The sequence below is a fragment of the Microbacterium aurantiacum genome, from assembly GCF_021654035.1.
GTDB classification, from domain to species: domain Bacteria; phylum Actinomycetota; class Actinomycetes; order Actinomycetales; family Microbacteriaceae; genus Microbacterium; species Microbacterium aurantiacum.
This window is the reverse complement of sequence record NZ_JAJPDW010000001.1, coordinates 315,392-331,478: the sequence shown is the minus strand read 5'-3', so window position 1 is coordinate 331,478 and position 16,087 is coordinate 315,392. Positions and strand designations below refer to the sequence as shown.

Here is a 16,087-nt window from a genome sequence, read left to right as displayed (position 1 = left end):
CCCCCATTTGGGGGACAGGGCGCCGCCCGCCACCTGCGTTAGCCTGGATCGGCCATGAAAACCGGCCCCCGACCGGCGATTTCCCCCCTGATATGACGACACTTCCGAACGCTCCGATCCCCGAGGTCGATCCGCTCGTCGGCACCGCCCCTGCGCGGCCGCTGTCACGGGTCGCGGCGGCGACCATCGATCTCGCCGTGGTGCTCGTCCTCGCGGCCCTCGCGGTGATCGCCCTCGCCGCGGGGCTCGCCCTTCTCGGCGGGGTGCTGATCGTGCTGACCGTGCTCGCCGCCGGTGCGATCGTGCGCGGCCTCGCCCGCTCCGGCCGGACCCCCGGCCACGCGGCGATGGGGACGCGCACCGTCCGCCGCTCGACCGGCGCCTCCACCGGGCGGGCGCTCCTCCCCGCGCTCGCGCGACGCGATCTCGGCACGGTCGACCTCCGGCGCGGGCGCGATCCGTTCGCCCCGGCGCTGGCTCCCTTCGCGTTCCCCGACCGCGCCACCCTCCCGCCGGCACGTCCGGTGCGCGGCCGGGTCCCGGTCATCGAACTCGATTCGGGACAGCGGGTCTCCCTCGCCTCGGCGCTCGTGCTCGGCCGCAACCCCTCGGCACCCGACGACGCGCCCGCAGAGGTCTACCAGTGGCCCGACCTGTCGCGGAGCCTGTCGAAGTCGCACGCGCGCCTGGAATGGGACGGCCGTCGCGTGTGGGTCACCGACCTCGGCTCGACCAACGGCACGTTCCTGCGCACCGACGCGGGTTCCCAGCCCTTCCTCGCCTTCCAGCGCACCCCCATCCCGGCCGATGCGACCCTCGAACTCGGAGACCGCGAGCTCTCCGTCCGGACGGAAGGCTGACATGGGCCCCTCCTTCGCACCCCACCCTCTCGAGGACGGCGCCGGCCCCGGCTGGTCGGCGACCGAGACCCGTGCGCCGGTGATCGCGCTGACCGCGGGGATGAGCGACTACCTGCACCGCGTCACCGGCGACGGCGCGCGCGCGATCGTCATATCGGGTCCGCACAGCCGGATGACCCCCGTCCTTGCGGACGCCCTCGCGGCGGTCCGCGGGCACTGGGTGATCCGCACCCCGGAGGATCCCGCCGCGGTCGGCTACGACGCGCGCACCGGCCGCCGCCTCGCGCAGATCACCAACGTCCTGTCGGCGACGGCGCAGCTCGCGGCATCCGATCTCCACCCCGTGTTCCTGCGCGCACCGATCTCGAGCCGACTGCAGCTGGTGGCGACGATCTCCACGCGCCACCGGGTCTCGCGACCGGTGCGGCTCGGCGGCGTCATCGAGGCGGCCACGGAGACACTCGTCGACAGCGCGCCCTCGGCATGGGGTCCGACCGAGCCCCTCGTGGCCGCGTGGGACCGGGACGACCTCACCGAGCGCACGCGTCGACGGATGCCGACCGAGAGCCGCTGGGCGGCGAGGGCGTCGGCCGACCACGCGCTGCTGTCGACCCTGCAGGTCGCCCGCACCTCCGAGGGCCTGGAGGAGACCAGCCGCGTCTGGGCGGAGCTCGGCGGCCCGGGCGACGCGAGGACCGCGGATGCCGCGCTCTTCGCCCGGCGCCTCCTCGCGCGCGCCGCCGACATCGGGATGCCGCTCCTCGGCATCGCCTTCGCCACGATCGGCGCCCCCGACCTGGCCGTGCGACCGCTGACACCCGCCACCCCCGAACCGCTCGCGCTCCTCGTCGGCCCGCCCGGCATCCGCGCGCTCGGTGTGGACGCGGCGTCCTGGGTCGCTCAGCACGGCGGCACGGTCGTCGGCAGCCCCCGCATCCCGGGCGCCCTCGTCCCCCTCGGCTCGGTCGACGGCGGCGGCTGGACGCGTCTGACGGAGATGCTCGGCACTCTCGACGGAACGCGCCTGTCCGCCCTCCTCGGCGTGGCGCCGGAGGTCGCCGCGGCGCTGCGGACCGCCGACGCGGACGCCGCCGCCTCCTCGGCGGCTCCGGCCGCGCCTTCCTCACCTCGGCCCGGAAGCGAGGCCTGATGCCCGACCAACGCGACACGGTCCTCATCGAGCAGGCCAAGATCGAGCGGATGAGGCTCGGCGCCGCCCTGCTCTACGGCCACATCGGCGAGCGCCGCACCGTCAACGACCACCTGAAGCGCCTGATCGGGTCGCTCATCGTCGCGGCCGTCGCCTGCGCGGTCTGCGTCGGGGTGTCCTTCGTCGTGCAGCTCCTCGCCGACCGCGCCGAGGCGAGCACCGCCCCGGCCGCGGCATCCGTCACCGTCGTCCTCGCGGAAGAGTCCTCATGAGCATCTACACCCGCCTCACCGTCGCCGGCGCCACCCGTCGCAGCGAGGTCGTCGTCGCCAGCCGCGAGCCCCTCGGGGCGGCCGTGCCGCGTTTGCTCGACCTGCTCGGCGAGACCTCCGGCACCGTGTCGCGCCCGCTCACGCTCGTCACCCCGGACGGTGAGCAGCTCGACATCGGTCTCTCGCCCGAGCAGCTCGACCTCGTCGACGGCACCCTGGTGCGCCTCGTGCGGCTGGATGCCGCACCGCCGCCCCCGGTCGTCATCGACGTGACCGACGCCGCCGCCGACGCCCACGACGCCCGCCCCGACCGATGGGACGATCGCGCCCGGATGATCGCCGGCGGCACCGGGATCGCGCTCGCGTTCGCCGCGGCGGGCCTGCTCGCGCCGTTCGCCGAATCGGGGGTCGCTGTGGCCACCCTGCTCGCGGCGGTCGTCGTGCTGCTCGGCACCGCGGTCGGCCTCGGGCTCCTCGGCCTCCGCCGCGTGTCCGCGTGCGTCGGCGCCGCCGCGGCCGGTCTCGTCCTGCCCCTCGCCATCGCCTCGTCGAGCGCCGCGCTGGCCGCCGGTGCTGATCCGGGCGCGGCGCTGCTGCTCGCGGCATCCGTCGCCGTCGCCGCCGGCGGCACCGCGGTGCTGCTCGGACGCGGCGTGGCCCTGCGCGCGCCCGGTGCCGCCGCGGGCGGGGCGTGGGGCGCGGTGCTTGCGAGCATCCTCCTCGGGATGCTGATGGCCGGGGTCGCTCCGGCACCCGCCGCGGCGATCGCCGGGACGCTCGCCGCCTTCGCCACCGGGCCGCTCCCCTGGATCGCACTGTCGGCCGCGGGCCTCACCGACCTCGACCGCCGCGTCGCGCGCGGCGAGCGCCTGGACCGCCCGCGCGCCTTCGCCTCGATCGACGACGCCTACGCCGCCCTCACCTGGAGCGTCGTCGGCGTCGCCGCGCTCCTCGCGATCACGGGCACAGCCCTCGTGCTCGCCGACGAGCTGTGGAGCGGCCTGCTCGCGCTCGCCTTCGCGCTGATCGCGGCGCTCCGCTCGCGCGCCTTCCCGCTGCGGATGCAGGGCTGGACCCTCTGGGCCGCCGTCGCGGCGATCGCGCTCACGGCCCTCCTCACACAGCTGGCGGGCGAGCGGTCGTGGCTCGGCGTCGCCGCCGCCGCGGCCACCGCGACCCTCGTGGCCGTCGCGACCCTCGTCGCCCCGCGCGAGCACACCCGCGCGCGCCTCCGCGGCTTCGGCAACGCCCTCGAGACCCTCGCGGTCGTCTCTCTTCTCCCCCTCCTCGTCGGCGCGCTCGGGATCTACCCCGAACTCCTCGGCATGTTCGGCGGCGGATCGTGAGCCTCGACGTCCGCGCTCTCCCCGCCGCCCTGTTCGGCAGCGCCGCCGCCGAACGCGCGCGCGTGACCGGCTGGCACCGCGCAATCGCCACCGAGCTTCCCACCACCCGGCGGATCGGCTTCATCTCACTCGCCCCCGGAACGGGCACGAGCACCCTCGCCCACCGCGTGACCGGCATCCTGGCCTCCCGTCGCAGCGAACCCATCCTCGCCGTCGACCTCTCGTCCGGCGCGCGTTCGCTCGGCGCCCGACTCGGGGCGGACCCCACGTCGCCCGACGACACCCGCGCGGGGGCGCGCACGAGCGACGACGCCCGGACCGGCCTCCCCTCCGGCGACGGCTGGTTCGCCGTCCGTCCGGCTCCGCACGACGCGACGGATGCCGAAGAACCCGCCGCCGCCGAGAGCTGGCTGTCCGAGGTCGCGCCCATCGCCCGCTTCTTCGAGGTCACCGTCACCGACTTCGGGGTACGGCATCCGCTCGTCGACCTCGCGACGTGCGCGGCGCTCTGCGACGTGGTCTGCCTCGTCGCGGACGCCGGTCGGACGGCCACCGAGCTCGCCCGCGCCGTGGCGCCCGCCATCGTGTCGCTCCCCGAGCGACCGGGCGTCGTCCTCGCCCTCGTCGACCACGCGCGAGCGGGAGACGCCGTGGCCCGCGCGGTGGACGGCGACCCCGCCCCGGCCGTCGCGATCCCGTTCGACGGCGGACTCCAGGCGGATGCCGCACCCCGCACGCGACCGGCTGAACGGGCGCTGCTGCGCCTGACCGCCGCCCTCATGGCGGCATCCGCATCGGAGGTCGCCGCATGAGCGTCCACGTCGTCCACCGCCCCGCGCGCATCACCGAGCCCGTCAAGGCTCCCGCCGACATCACGCTCGCGCCGCCACCGCCGATCGGCGAGGGGTCCACGGGATTCCCGATCCAGTCGCTGCTGCCGGTCGTGGGCAGCCTGTCGTCGATCACGATGATCGTGCTGCTGCGCAACAACCCGATCATGGTCGTCGTCGGCGCGGTCATCCTCGTCGTCGCACTGGTCGGCGGTGTCGGTATGGCCTTCAGCGCGCGCGGGAACGCCGCCCGCCAGCGCCGGGTCCAGCGCGAGCGCTACCTCGACTACCTCGAAGAGCTGCGCGCCGACGTCCGCGAGACCGCCGACGCCCACCGGGAGGCCACGCGGCGCCTGCACCCCGACCCGGCGACGCTGGTGGAGATCGCCGCGAATCCCGCCCGGCGATGGGAGCGGCGACCGAGCGACGCGGACTTCCTCCACGTGCGCCTCGGCACCGGCGACCTCCGCGCGGTGGACGTGCTCCTCCCGCCGGAGCAGAACCCGGTGCAGCCGTTCGATCCGGTCATGAAGAGTGCCGCCGAGCGGGTCGTCCGCCTCGCCGGTATCGCCCAGGGCACCCCCGCGGTGCTCGACCTCGAGCGCGGCGGACACGTCTCGCTCATCGGCGAGCGCGCGCAGACCCTGCCTGTGTGCCGCGCCCTCGCCGCGCAGATCGCGGCCCTGCATTCCCCCGACGACGTCCACCTCGCCCTCGTCGTCCCCGAGGAGCGCCTCGGCGACTGGCGCGGCTTCGACCTCCTCCCGCACCTCGCCGGCGCCGAGCCCGCCCCGGGCGCCGTCGCCGCCCGCCGGGTCGCCCCGACCGTCGACGATCTCCTCGCCCTCATCGGCGGGGAGCTCCGCGACCGCAGCGCGACGGCCGCCGCGGCCCGCCGCGCGGGGCGACGCACCAAGCCCGGCCGCCTCATCGTCTTCATCGACGAGGGCACCGAGGCCGCCCGCGCACTCCCGCCGCTGGACGCCGTCCTCGACCTCTCCGCCCTCGGCATCACGGTCATCCACGTCGTCGACGACCGTCTCAAGGAGCCCTCCACCGTCATCGCGCGCGTCACCGTCACCGGCGGTGGGGGCGTGGCCGGGGCGGGCGCCGACAGTGACGGTGAGGACGCGCCCGTCGAGGCCGTGATCGAGACACCGGGGAGCGGCGAGCCGGCGGTCACCGGCATCCGTCCCGATCCGGTGGATGCCGCGCTGCTCGAGGTGATCGCCCGCCCCCTCGCGGGTCTCCGCCTCACCCGAACGAGCGCCGTCGACGCGCAGGGCGCCCTCGCGCCGGATGTCACCGAGCTCCTCGGCATGGACGACGTCGAGAACATCGACCTCCGCGAGGCGTGGCGCCCGCGCTCGGCTGCGGACTTCCTCCGCGTCCCGATCGGCGTCGACGACCGCGGCGGCCCCGTGCTGCTCGACCTCAAGGAGTCCGCGCAGCTCGGCATGGGCCCGCACGGCATCTGCATCGGCGCGACCGGGTCGGGCAAGAGCGAGCTGCTGCGGACGCTCGTGCTGGGCCTCGCCCTCACGCACTCTCCCGACGACCTCGCGATGATCCTCGTCGACTACAAGGGCGGTGCGGCCTTCGCGCCGTTCGCGCACCTCCCGCACGTCGCCGGCCTCATCGACAACCTCGCCGACGACCCGCAGCTGACCGAGCGGGCGCGCGAGAGCATCCAGGGCGAAGTCGTACGACGCCAGCGCCTGCTGAAGGAGGCCGGGAACGCGGCATCCATCGGCCACTATCGCGAGCTGCGCCGTGAGAGGCAGGACCTGCCCGCCCTTCCGCACCTCTTCCTCGTCATCGACGAGTTCGGCGAGCTGTTGACGGCCGAACCCGACTTCGTCGAGCTGCTGCTCACCATCGGCCGCATCGGCCGCTCGATCGGCGTGCACCTGCTGCTGTCGAGCCAGCGGATCGAAGGCGGACGCCTGCGGGGCCTCGACACCTACCTGTCGTACCGCATCGGACTCCGCACCTTCTCGGAGGCCGAGTCGGCGGTCGTCCTCGACACCCCGGACGCCTTCCACCTGCCGGCGATCCCCGGCTTCGGCTACCTCAAGGTCGACACATCGGTCTACACCCGCTTCCGCGCCGGGTACGTGTCGGGGCCCGTCCCCGAGCGGCGCGAGGACGTCCGACCCGACGACGCGCCCCCGCCCGTGCGCGAACTCCCCGCCTACGACCTCGTCGCCGACGAGACCGAGGACGACACGGATGCCGCGCCCGGCCCGGCCGCGCCGACCACCGGCCGAACCCTCGTCCAGGCCGCGACCTCGCGTCTCTCGCGCGGTGTCGCCCGCACCATGCCGGTCTGGTTGCCGCCGCTTCCGCCGGTGCTCACCCTCGGCGGCGTCCTGCCGAGCGCCGAGCAGCGCGCCGTGGGCGACCTGCGCGCCCCGATGGGACTCCTCGACGACCCGACGCGCCAGCGGCAGGCACCGTGGATGCTCGACCTCACCCGCTCGGGCGGCCACGTGTCGATCACCGGCGCCCCCCAGTCGGGGCGATCGACGTTCCTGCGCACGCTCGCGGCATCCCTCGCCTTCTCCCACTCGCCGCGCGAGGTCAGCATCTACGGCATGGACCTCACCGGCGGTGGCCTCAGCCGGATCGAGCCGTTCCCGCACGTCGGCGGCGTCGCCACGCGCGGGCACCGTGAGCGGCTCACCCGTCTGCTCGAGGAGCTCACCGCGATGCTCGCCACGCGAGAGCAGGTGTTCCGCGAACAGGGCCTCGACTCCCTCGCCGACCTCCGCCGACAGCACGCCGCGGGGCGGATCCCGCAGCTGCCGAGCGCCGACGTGGTCCTCCTCGTCGACGGACTCGGGGCGATGCGCACCGACTTCGAAGACCTCGAGCCGGCGCTGTCGGAGCTCCTCGAGCGCGGCGGCAGCTTCGGCATCCATGTCGTGGTCACCCTCTCGCGGTGGAACGAGCTGCGGATGAACCTGCAGAGCCTCATCGGCACCCGGCTGGAGCTGAAGGTCAACGACCCCGCCGACTCGCAGATCGCGCGGAAGCTCTCGGCGACGCTGCGCGCCGACGAGCCGGGCCGCGTGCTCACCGACGACAAGCTGTTCGCGCAGATCGCGCTGCCGCTGCTCGAAGAGGTCGACGACGCCGACGTGGGCGAGGCGCTCGAGGCGATCGCGCGCGATGCCGCCGCGCGCTGGGGCGGTCCCGGGGCGGCGCCGATCCGGCTGCTTCCCGACGACCTCGCCCCCGACGAGCTGCCGGACCCCCTCGACGAGCCGGACGAGATCCCGCTGGGCCTCCGTCAGGACACGATGCAGCCGGTGACACTCGACCTCGCCACGCGCGATCCGCACCTGCTCGTCCTCGGCGACAGCCGCTGCGGGAAGACGACCGTGCTGCGCGGCATCATCCAGGGAGCCATCGACCGGCACTCCCCGGAGGAGCTCGTCATCGCGCTCATGGACGCCCGCGGCGACCTCGTCGGCGACATCCCCGACGCCTACCTCGGCGGACACGCGACCAGCGGGCGTCAGGCACGGCAGCTTGCCGAGTCGATCGCGGTCGAGCTCGACAAGCGGGCCGGGAACCGGGATGCCGCGGGCCCGCGCATCCTCGTCGTCGCCGACGACTTCGACATCCTCGCCGCCGGCGGGGCCGAACCGCTGCGGCCGCTGCTCGCCTCGCTCGCGTCGGCGCGCGATCTGCGCCTGAACGTCGTCGTGGCGCGGCCCGTCGCCGGGGCATCCCGCGCGATGTTCGATCTCGCCCTGCAGTCGGTGCGCGACACCGGCGGCACCGCGCTGGTGATGTCCGGCGACCGTTCGGAGGGGCAGCTGCTGCCCAAGCTCTACGCCGAACCGATGATCGCCGGACGCGGACGCCTCGCCCGCCGTGGCGAGCGCCCCGCCCTCGTGCAGATCGCCCACTTCGCGCCCGAGGGGGATGACGTGCGGGCCGTCGCGCCGCAGCCCGCTGCACCGGTGCCGGTGGAGGCCGTGGAGCCGGAGCCCGTTGCCGCGGAGCCGGGTGTGGTGGATGTGCCGGACGCGGCCGCGCCGACGCCCCCCGCCGAGCCGGTGACCCCCGATGTGCCGGACTCTGGCCCGGACGACGACCCGCCGGCGCGGCGCCGAAGGAGACGCGATGCCCCGTAGCAGCGTGGTGCTGAGCCCGAGCGCGCTCGGCGCCGACGAGATCGAGGCCGCCGCACGGCGGGTGTGGGAGCTGGCGGGTGCGACCGCGCCGCTGAACCTGCGCGAGGTCGACGACGGTGCGGCGCTGCAGGTGCGCGGCGGCGAGACGGTCGTGCTCACCGTGCTGCGCCCGCGGCTCCTGCCGACGCTCGACGAGGTCGCGCGGCTCCTCCCCGGGGTGGCCGACCTGCCGTCCGGCACCCGGTTCTGGTCAGATGCCTACACGCCGTGGGAACCCGAGGGCGCGATCGGCGTCGCGATCCTCGACGCCGTGGTATCGGCATCCGGTGCCCGCGTGGTGCACCACGGCCTCCGCTGACCCGCCGCCGCCCACCTCCCGTGTCGAACTCCTCAGATTCGCGCCCCAATCCGCCCGATCCGCCCGTTCCGGCGCGAATCAGCCCGGATCAGAGGAGTTAGGCACGCCCCGGCGCCACCCCCGCGGTCGCCCGTGGGCGCGCGCGTCTACCCGCGCTCCCGTACCGAACTCCTCCGATCCGCGCCCGCACCGGCCCAAACACCCCGATCCGGGCCTCACCCGCACGGATCAGAGGAGTTAGGCACACCCCGGTGCTATCACCCGGGCCCGCGGCTGTCACCACGGCACGCGACACCCGCCGGAGGAAGGCCCTCAGGTCGGGTCGGAATCGCGGCCTTCAGCCGCCGCGCGCGCCTCGGCCTCGCGCAGCTCGCGGAGCTTCGTCCACGGGACGAAACAGATTCACGCGATCGAGGCGATGGACATTCCCATGATGATCGACGCGACATCCATACTCCGACGGTAGGTCGACGTCGGCGCCGACGCCTCCCCCCGAAGGCGGAGATCCGGCATCCGCTCCCCCTGCCCCTGGCCGAACTCCTCCGATCCGGCACCGCAAACGCCGAAACTCCCCCGGATCCGCCGCGGCGGGCAGGATCGGAGGAGTTCGGTACGGGACGGCGTGTACGCCGCCGGCCGATCAGGCGCCGCGCAGGCGCTCCGAGAGGTAGCCGATGAGCCCCTCGAGCGGCACGCGCTCCTGGGCCATGGTGTCGCGGTCGCGCACGGTCACCGCGTCGTCGTCGAGCGAATCGAAGTCGACCGTGACGCACAGCGGCGTGCCGATCTCGTCCTGACGGCGGTAGCGGCGGCCGATCGCGCCGGCGTCGTCGAAGTCGGTCGCCCAGCCCTGCGCGCGAAGGCGGTCCGAGACCTCCCGCGCCAGCGGCGAGAGCTTCTCGTTGCGCGACAGCGGCAGCACCGCGACCTTCACCGGAGCCAGACGCGGATCCAGGCCGAGGACCGTACGGGTGTCGGTGCCGCCCTTGGCGTTCGGCGCCTCTTCTTCGCGGTACGCGTCGACGAGGAACGCCATCATCGCGCGCGTCAGACCGAACGACGGCTCGATCACGTAGGGCGTGTACTTCTCGCCCGACGCCTGGTCGAAGTAGGTCAGGGACTGTCCGGATGCCTCGGTGTGGCTCTTCAGGTCGTAGTCGGTGCGGTTGGCGACGCCCATGAGCTCGCCCCACTCCTTGCCCGGGAAGCCGAAGCGGTATTCGACGTCGATGGTCCCGGCGGAGTAGTGTGCACGGTCTTCCTCGGGCACGTCGAAGCGACGCATGTTCGCCGCGTCGATGCCGAGGTCGATGAACCAGTTCCAGCACTCTTCCACCCAGTGCTCGAACCACTCGCCGGCGTCGGCGGGCGGGGTGAAGAACTCGATCTCCATCTGCTCGAACTCGCGCGTGCGGAAGATGAAGTTGCCGGGGGTGATCTCGTTCCGGAACGCCTTGCCGACCTGGCCGATGCCGAACGGCGGCTTCTTCCGCGACGCGGTGAGCACGTTGGAGAAGTTCACGAAGATGCCCTGCGCGGTCTCGGGGCGCAGGTAGTGCAGGCCGGACTCGTCGTCGACGACACCGAGGTAGGTCTTGACCAGACCCGAGAACGCCTTGGGCTCGGTGTACTGCCCCTTCGTCCCGCAGTTGGGGCACGGGATGTCGGCCAGGCCGTTCTCGGCCTTCCGCCCCTTGCGCGCCTCGAAGTCCTCGATGAGGTTGTCGGCGCGGAAGCGCTTGTGGCACTGGAGGCACTCGACCAGCGGGTCGGTGAAGGTCGCGACGTGGCCGGAGGCCTCCCACACGCGCTTGGGCAGGATGATCGACGAGTCGAGGCCGACCATGTCGCCGCGGCCGCGCACGAAGGTCTGCCACCACTGGCGGCGGATGTTCTCCTTCAGCTCCGTCCCGAGGGGGCCGTAGTCCCACGCCGAGCGGGATCCGCCGTAGATCTCGCCCGCCTGGAAGACGAACCCGCGGTGACGGGCGAGGGCGATGACTTTGTCGAGGCGGGACTGCTCGGCCACGGTGGCTCCAATGGTCGGGTGGGGGCGCGGGATTCCGCAGGACGCCGCGATGCGCGGCATCCCCGATTCTAGGTCAGCGGATGCCGCGCCCACACGCTGCCGCGACCGCCACCGCCGGCCGACGGGGGGTCAGCTGACGAAGCGGATCGTGAGCGGGTACGTGTACCAATCGCCCTGATTGGCCCTCACGGCCGCGACGATGCAGAACACGACGTTCAGCACGTAAGCCGCGAGGATGACGAAGAGCCCGATGACGACGATGGACAGGATGCCGCCCACGAGGTAGGCGATGAGGAGCGTCAGCTGGAAATTGAGTGCCGTGGCGGTGTGCGCGCGGACGAAGGGGCCCCGGTCCTTGAGGATCAGGTATCCGATCAGCGGGGCGAGGAAGCCGAAGAAGAGCCCGCCCAGGTGAACCAGGGTGGACCAGAGCTTCTCGTCGGCGGGCGACATCGCGGCCGCGGAGGGCGCACCGGCGGGCGGCGGCCCGTAGGGAGGGGTGGTCATGCGGTCAGCCTAGGACGCACGACCGACTCGGCACACGGGGGCTGTCCCCCAGTTCTGCGGGGGATCCGGGGCGTGGGCCGGGTCGGGCGCGTACCGAACTCCTCAAGAACGTCTGGTGGGACCGGTTCCGGTAGGCGGAGACGGCGTCCAGCACGCGGATCGGAGGAGTTCGGCGCGGCCTGCGCCCCTGTACCCCGCGCGCGCACCGGTCGGGCCGGACGCACGGGTCATCCCCGATCCTCCGTGCCGAACTCCTCAGAAACGGCGGGTGGGACCGGTTGCAGCCGGCCGTCCCGGGTCCGGGCGCGCGGATCGGAGGAGTTCGGCATCGGCCGCACCCGTCCCGCCCGGATCAGCGCCGGAGGGTCTCGCGGGCCACGGTGACGTCGTCGAGGGCGACGGGGTCGATGTCGATCCCTAGGCCGGGGCCGGTGGGCACACGGACGTGGCCGTCCTCGAGCACGATCGGGTCGCAGACGATGTCGCGGGCGTAGAACCGGTTCGACGCCGACACGTCGCCCGGCAGGGTGAAGCCGGGCAGGGCGGCGAGCGCGGCGTTCGCCGCCCGCCCGATGCCCGTCTCCAGCATCCCGCCACACCAGACCGGGATACCGGCGTCGCGACAGAGGTCGTGGATCGCGACCGCCTCGAGGTACCCGCCGACCCGGCCGGCCTTGATGTTGATGACGGATGCCGACCCCAGGGCGAGCGCATCGACGGCGGCCTTCCGCGACACGATCGACTCGTCGAGGCACACAGGGGTGCGCAGACGCGCAGCCAGCGTCGCGTGGTCGACGAGGTCGTCCTCCTGCAGAGGCTGCTCGATGAGCAGCAGATCGAACCGGTCGAGTTCGGCCAGGACGTCCGCGTCGGCGAGCGTGTAGGCCGAGTTGGCGTCGACCTGCAGCGCGATCGCCCCGAACGCCTCGCGCACCGCGGCGGTGTCATCGACATCCCGCCCGGGTTTGATCTTGATCTTGATCCGCGCGTATCCCTCGTCGAGGTAGCCGCCGACGACGTCGACGAGGGCCGTCGGATCGCGCTGGATTCCGACGCTCACCCCGCTCGGCACGCGGTCGCGCGTGACTCCGAGGTGCGCCCCGAGGGAGATGCCGTCCAGGCGCAGCGACGCGTCGAGCACCGCTAGCTCCAGCCCCGCCTTCACCATGCGGTGTCCGACGAAGGGCTCCAGGATGCCGGAGACCTCGGCCGGCCGCATCCGGTGCGCATCGAGGAGCGCGGGGATCATCCACCGGAGCGCCACGTCCCACGCACCCTGCGTGTACTCGCTGGAGTACAGGGGAGCCGCGGAGGTGACGATCTCGCCCCATCCGTCACCGTCCGGGGTGAGTGCCCGCGCGACGATCACCTCGCGGACGGTCTCGGTTCCGAACGACGTGGTGAAGGGGGCGACGAGCGGCAGGTGGAGCACACGCAGCTCGACGCCGTCCAGGGTGATCGGTGCGCTGTCCATGCGCCCAGGCTAGCGACCCGGGTCAGCGCCCGAAGATGTCACCGAGACCGGGGAGCTCGAACCCGCCGAACTGCTCGCCGAATCCCGAGATCTGCTCGCCGAGCCCCGACACCTGCTCGCCGAGCCCTGAGACCTGATCTTCGGCGAAGCCGCCCATGCTGCCGGCGATGCCCTCGACGTCGACCCCGCCCGCGAGGGCGTCGAGGTCGATCCCGAGGCCGGCCGCCTCGGCGAGCAGGGGTCCCGCGACCGTGCTGACCACCGCACCGCCGGCGACGAGTCCGAGCAGGCCCACTCCGGCCGCGGCCCCGGCCCCGACGGCTGCCCCGGTGCCGACGCGGGCGAGGAGGCCGCGCATCCGTCCGGGCTGGGAGGCCTCGGCACGGCCGGCCGCGCGCGCGAGGTCGGGAGCGCTGGCGGATGCCGGCCGCAGCGCCGGCGGGAGCTCGGACCGCATGCGCGCCTCGACCTGCTCCCGCTGGCCCGGGGTGAGCCGGGCGAACGCGTCGCGGTGGATCTGCTCGACCTGGTGCGGGTCGGCCGTCTGCAGCAGGTAGTCGTAGCGGGCGATGGCGCGGCGATCGGCCTCCGACCCGACGACGGGACGCGCAGCGGTCGCGCCGGCCGGCGGCGGTGCGAGCGTCGGCCGACCCGCGGATGCCGGGGCCGTCGGCGGCGTGTACGCCGGCGACGGAGCCGGATGACCGCTGGGCGCTGAGGTGCCCGACTGCCCTGCGCGGCCGTCGCCGGTCACCGCCTCGGCGACCTTGCCCACGAGGCCGTGCCAATCGGTGGCGCCGGCCGCACCCGGCCGGGTCGCGCCCGCACCGGACGGGGTCGAACCCTGCGCGCTCGATCCGGAGGCGGATCCGAGCGCCTTGGAGGCGATGTCGAACAAGCGGGAGAACGTGCTCATGACGAACCTTTCGAAAAGCCCATCAAGGTCTCCTCCACCCGGATGCCGGGCCGGCGGACCGGGACACGATCGCGTGTCCGTACTGACGGTTCCGCCGCATCGGGAGTACTCCCCTTGCGTCGGGAAGAACGTAGCTCTCCGTGCCTATGAATTCGCTCGACGCCGGCCCCGCGCGACCGGCCCCCGGTCAGTGGACCGTCGCGTGCGCCGGACCCCGCGCCCCGCCCCGCCGCGCCGCGACGGCGCGCGCGTGACGGGCGGTGCGGGTCTCGCGCCGCACCCGGCGCCGTTCGGCGCGCACCGCGGCGGGGTCGACGGCGACGAACGTCTCGCGGGTGACGCGAGGACGACGTCGGGCGTGGCGGCGCTCGGCGGAGAAGAACGTCCTGATCGCCTCGAACAGCGACTCCGTGTGCTCGTGCATGATCTGCTCCTTCGGATGATCGCGGCGAGGGCGATCGTGAAGAAGGAGGCGCGCACCCCCGCGGTGATACGACACGCGCACGATCCGCTGCGGCGGCAGACCCTCAGGAACGGACCCCCAGGGACGGACCCCCAGGGACGGAACGTCAGGGCCGGAACGTCAGGGCCGGAACGTCAGGGCCGCACGAGCAGATAGCCGCGGCGATCGAACCCGCCGATCGCGAGACCGTCGGCGAGTCCCGCCAGCAGCTCGTCGCGGACGCGGCGGCGCCAGGCCGCGGCATCCGTCACCGATCTCGCACGGATCGCGGCGATGTCGTCCGGCACCACGACGGTCGCCACGATCCGTTCCTCGGCAGGAGCGCCGATGCCGGGGGCGGCGAGCGCCCACGACACCATGATGCGGTCCGATTCGTCGCCGCGGTTGACGCCGTCGTCCATCGGGCCGTAGTGGTCGACGAGGAAGTCGGTGACCCGCGCACCGAGCACGGCGAGGTTGAAGTGGGCGTTCCGGGCGACGAGCGGGTCGAAGGTCCACGTGATGTGCCCGACGCCGCGGGCGAGCGCCCATTCCCGCTGGTGCTCCTTGAGCGCACGCCCGAGCCCGTGCCCCTGATGGGCCGGCAGGATCCCGGTGATGTGGCTGTGCATCGAGCGGGCGGCGGGAGCGGCGAAGAAGGCGACGGATGCCCCGATCATTCGCTCGTCGTCCCACAGACCCACCGCGTAGTTGCCCGAGTGCGCGAGCGCGCGGAGGAGGTTCGGCGGCATGCCGGAGCGGTCGCCGCCCCAGACGTCCGCGAGCACGGCGGAGGCGGTGAAGACGTCGGCGACCGTGTCGAGGTCGCGGATCCGGATGCCGGTCACCGACGCACCTCTAGGCCGATCGCCGATCGGGCCGGTTCGGGCGTCCCGTGGGCAGCGTGATCGCACCGGTGGCGGGGGTTTCGACGCCCGCGGTGATGACGTGTTCGGCGAAGAGCCCCGGCCACGCCATCACGCCGTACGGGGTGCGCGCGACGACGAGGCGACTGTGCGGGAGCGTCTCGTCGAGCTTCGTGGCGGTGCGGAGCGGATGCGTGTGGTCACCGGTCCAGGCGAGGATGAGCGTCGGCGTCGCGACGTCGACGAGGCGCTTGCGGGGCGGCAGGTCGGCGAGGGCGGCACCGCGGAGCACGGTGGGGAGGAGCGCCTCGTCGACCGCCGGCCCCGTCTGCGGCGCCTCGGCGAGGGCGGGCGGTACGGGGGTCGTGCTCCCGAGCTCCACGAATGCCGCGATCCCCTCGCGCTCGATGAGGTCGGCGCCGACGAGGTAGGACTGCGCCTGCGCAGGCCGGGTCCCCCATGCCGTCGGGGGCAGCATCAGCGTGAGGCTGTCGAATCGGGCCGGCTCGCGCAGCACCGCGTGCAGCAGGGTCCCGGTGCCCATGGAAGGCCCGAGCCCGTGCACGCTCTCGCCCGGGACGATGGCGTCGAGCGCGGCCAGCAGGTCGTCGGCGAGCCGATCCCACGCGTAGTCGCCCGGATCCCGCGTGCCGGACGAGCCGCCGTGACCGCGCGCGTCGAGGCGGATGACGCGGTGTCCGCGCAGGGCGCGCCCGAGGTCGAGGCCGAGCTGCGCGTCGCGCGTGCGGCTGGACATGAGCCCGTGCAGCTGGACCACGACCGGACCGTCGGCTCCGGTGATGTCGTATTCCAGGCGGGCGCCGTTCACGAGGACGGTGGGCACGGCACCTCCGAGGGAGGGAGAACGGACGTGGAAGCGAGAACGAAA

Annotated in this window: 14 protein-coding genes; 7 read left to right on the top strand and 7 right to left on the bottom strand. The window is 73.7% G+C overall.

Annotation, left to right across the window (positions count from 1 at the left end):
* The first annotated feature begins 92 nt into the window (after positions 1–92).
* Genes LTL01_RS01630 through LTL01_RS01600 form a run of 7 tightly spaced genes read left to right on the top strand, consistent with a single transcriptional unit; the run spans position 93 to position 8,964 of the window.
* Positions 93–860, top strand: a complete 768-nt coding sequence (locus LTL01_RS01630; protein ID WP_236967134.1) for an FHA domain-containing protein — start codon at positions 93–95, stop codon at positions 858–860.
* A 1-nt stretch (position 861) separates the two neighbouring features.
* Positions 862–2,010, top strand: coding sequence for a DUF6177 family protein (locus LTL01_RS01625; protein ID WP_236967133.1), 1,149 nt, complete (start codon positions 862–864; stop codon positions 2,008–2,010).
* Entirely contained in the window at positions 2,010–2,282 is a 273-nt protein-coding gene (locus LTL01_RS01620; protein WP_236967132.1) for a hypothetical protein, read from the top strand. Before LTL01_RS01625 ends, LTL01_RS01620 begins: the two co-directional genes overlap by 1 nt.
* The gene (locus LTL01_RS01615; protein WP_236967131.1) at positions 2,279–3,628 is read left to right on the top strand and encodes a ubiquitin family protein; all 1,350 of its coding nucleotides are present in this window, start codon (positions 2,279–2,281) and stop codon (positions 3,626–3,628) included. The genes LTL01_RS01620 and LTL01_RS01615 overlap by 4 nt, the downstream gene beginning before the upstream one ends.
* On the top strand, positions 3,625–4,440 hold the full coding sequence (locus LTL01_RS01610) for a P-loop NTPase family protein (protein ID WP_053546969.1): 816 nt from the start codon (positions 3,625–3,627) through the stop codon (positions 4,438–4,440). Before LTL01_RS01615 ends, LTL01_RS01610 begins: the two co-directional genes overlap by 4 nt.
* Positions 4,437–8,606 carry a type VII secretion protein EccCa gene (eccCa, locus tag LTL01_RS01605; protein ID WP_236967130.1) on the top strand — a complete coding sequence of 1,390 codons (4,170 nt, stop codon included), beginning with the start codon at positions 4,437–4,439 and terminating at the stop codon, positions 8,604–8,606. The genes LTL01_RS01610 and eccCa overlap by 4 nt, the downstream gene beginning before the upstream one ends.
* A complete protein-coding gene (locus LTL01_RS01600; RefSeq protein WP_236967129.1) occupies positions 8,596–8,964 on the top strand; it encodes a hypothetical protein in 369 nt (122 codons plus the stop codon). Before eccCa ends, LTL01_RS01600 begins: the two co-directional genes overlap by 11 nt.
* A gap of 640 nt (positions 8,965–9,604) precedes the next feature.
* Here the strand turns inward: LTL01_RS01600 and LTL01_RS01595 are convergent.
* The 7 genes from LTL01_RS01595 to LTL01_RS01565 all read right to left on the bottom strand — a co-directional run bounded on the left by LTL01_RS01595 (position 9,605) and on the right by LTL01_RS01565 (position 16,042).
* Entirely contained in the window at positions 9,605–10,993 is a 1,389-nt protein-coding gene (locus LTL01_RS01595; protein ID WP_236967712.1) for a glycine--tRNA ligase, read from the bottom strand.
* 129 nt (positions 10,994–11,122) lie between these two features.
* Positions 11,123–11,500 carry a DUF4870 domain-containing protein gene (locus tag LTL01_RS01590; RefSeq protein WP_236967128.1) on the bottom strand — a complete coding sequence of 126 codons (378 nt, stop codon included), beginning with the start codon at positions 11,498–11,500 and terminating at the stop codon, positions 11,123–11,125.
* Positions 11,501–11,852: 352 nt separating this feature from the next.
* Positions 11,853–12,974, bottom strand: coding sequence for an o-succinylbenzoate synthase (gene menC / locus LTL01_RS01585; RefSeq protein ID WP_236967127.1), 1,122 nt, complete (start codon positions 12,972–12,974; stop codon positions 11,853–11,855).
* A 22-nt stretch (positions 12,975–12,996) separates the two neighbouring features.
* Complete coding sequence (locus LTL01_RS01580) at positions 12,997–13,890, bottom strand: cation-transporting ATPase (protein ID WP_236967126.1); 894 nt, start codon at positions 13,888–13,890, stop codon at positions 12,997–12,999.
* Between the two features lie 187 nt (positions 13,891–14,077).
* Positions 14,078–14,314, bottom strand: a complete 237-nt coding sequence (locus LTL01_RS01575) for a hypothetical protein (protein WP_156305127.1) — start codon at positions 14,312–14,314, stop codon at positions 14,078–14,080.
* A gap of 173 nt (positions 14,315–14,487) precedes the next feature.
* The gene (locus LTL01_RS01570) at positions 14,488–15,180 is read right to left on the bottom strand and encodes a GNAT family N-acetyltransferase (RefSeq protein WP_236967125.1); all 693 of its coding nucleotides are present in this window, start codon (positions 15,178–15,180) and stop codon (positions 14,488–14,490) included.
* A gap of 10 nt (positions 15,181–15,190) precedes the next feature.
* Positions 15,191–16,042: an alpha/beta fold hydrolase gene (locus LTL01_RS01565; protein ID WP_236967124.1), complete on the bottom strand. Its 852-nt coding sequence runs from the start codon at positions 16,040–16,042 to the stop codon at positions 15,191–15,193.
* Between the last annotated feature and the right edge of the window lie 45 nt (positions 16,043–16,087).

Bases quoted from the DNA above. Each gene is read 5' to 3' on its own strand.
- LTL01_RS01630 (WP_236967134.1), top strand. From the start codon at position 93: ATGACGACACTTCCGAACGCTCCGATCCCCGAGGTCGATCCGCTCGTC.
- LTL01_RS01625 (WP_236967133.1), top strand. From the start codon at position 862: ATGGGCCCCTCCTTCGCACCCCACCCTCTCGAGGACGGCGCCGGCCCC.
- LTL01_RS01620 (WP_236967132.1), top strand. From the start codon at position 2,010: ATGCCCGACCAACGCGACACGGTCCTCATCGAGCAGGCCAAGATCGAG.
- LTL01_RS01615 (WP_236967131.1), top strand. From the start codon at position 2,279: ATGAGCATCTACACCCGCCTCACCGTCGCCGGCGCCACCCGTCGCAGC.
- eccCa (WP_236967130.1), top strand. From the start codon at position 4,437: ATGAGCGTCCACGTCGTCCACCGCCCCGCGCGCATCACCGAGCCCGTC.
- LTL01_RS01600 (WP_236967129.1), top strand. From the start codon at position 8,596: ATGCCCCGTAGCAGCGTGGTGCTGAGCCCGAGCGCGCTCGGCGCCGAC.
- LTL01_RS01590 (WP_236967128.1), bottom strand. From the start codon at position 11,500: ATGACCACCCCTCCCTACGGGCCGCCGCCCGCCGGTGCGCCCTCCGCG.
- menC (WP_236967127.1), bottom strand. From the start codon at position 12,974: ATGGACAGCGCACCGATCACCCTGGACGGCGTCGAGCTGCGTGTGCTC.
- LTL01_RS01580 (WP_236967126.1), bottom strand. From the start codon at position 13,890: ATGAGCACGTTCTCCCGCTTGTTCGACATCGCCTCCAAGGCGCTCGGA.
- LTL01_RS01575 (WP_156305127.1), bottom strand. From the start codon at position 14,314: ATGCACGAGCACACGGAGTCGCTGTTCGAGGCGATCAGGACGTTCTTC.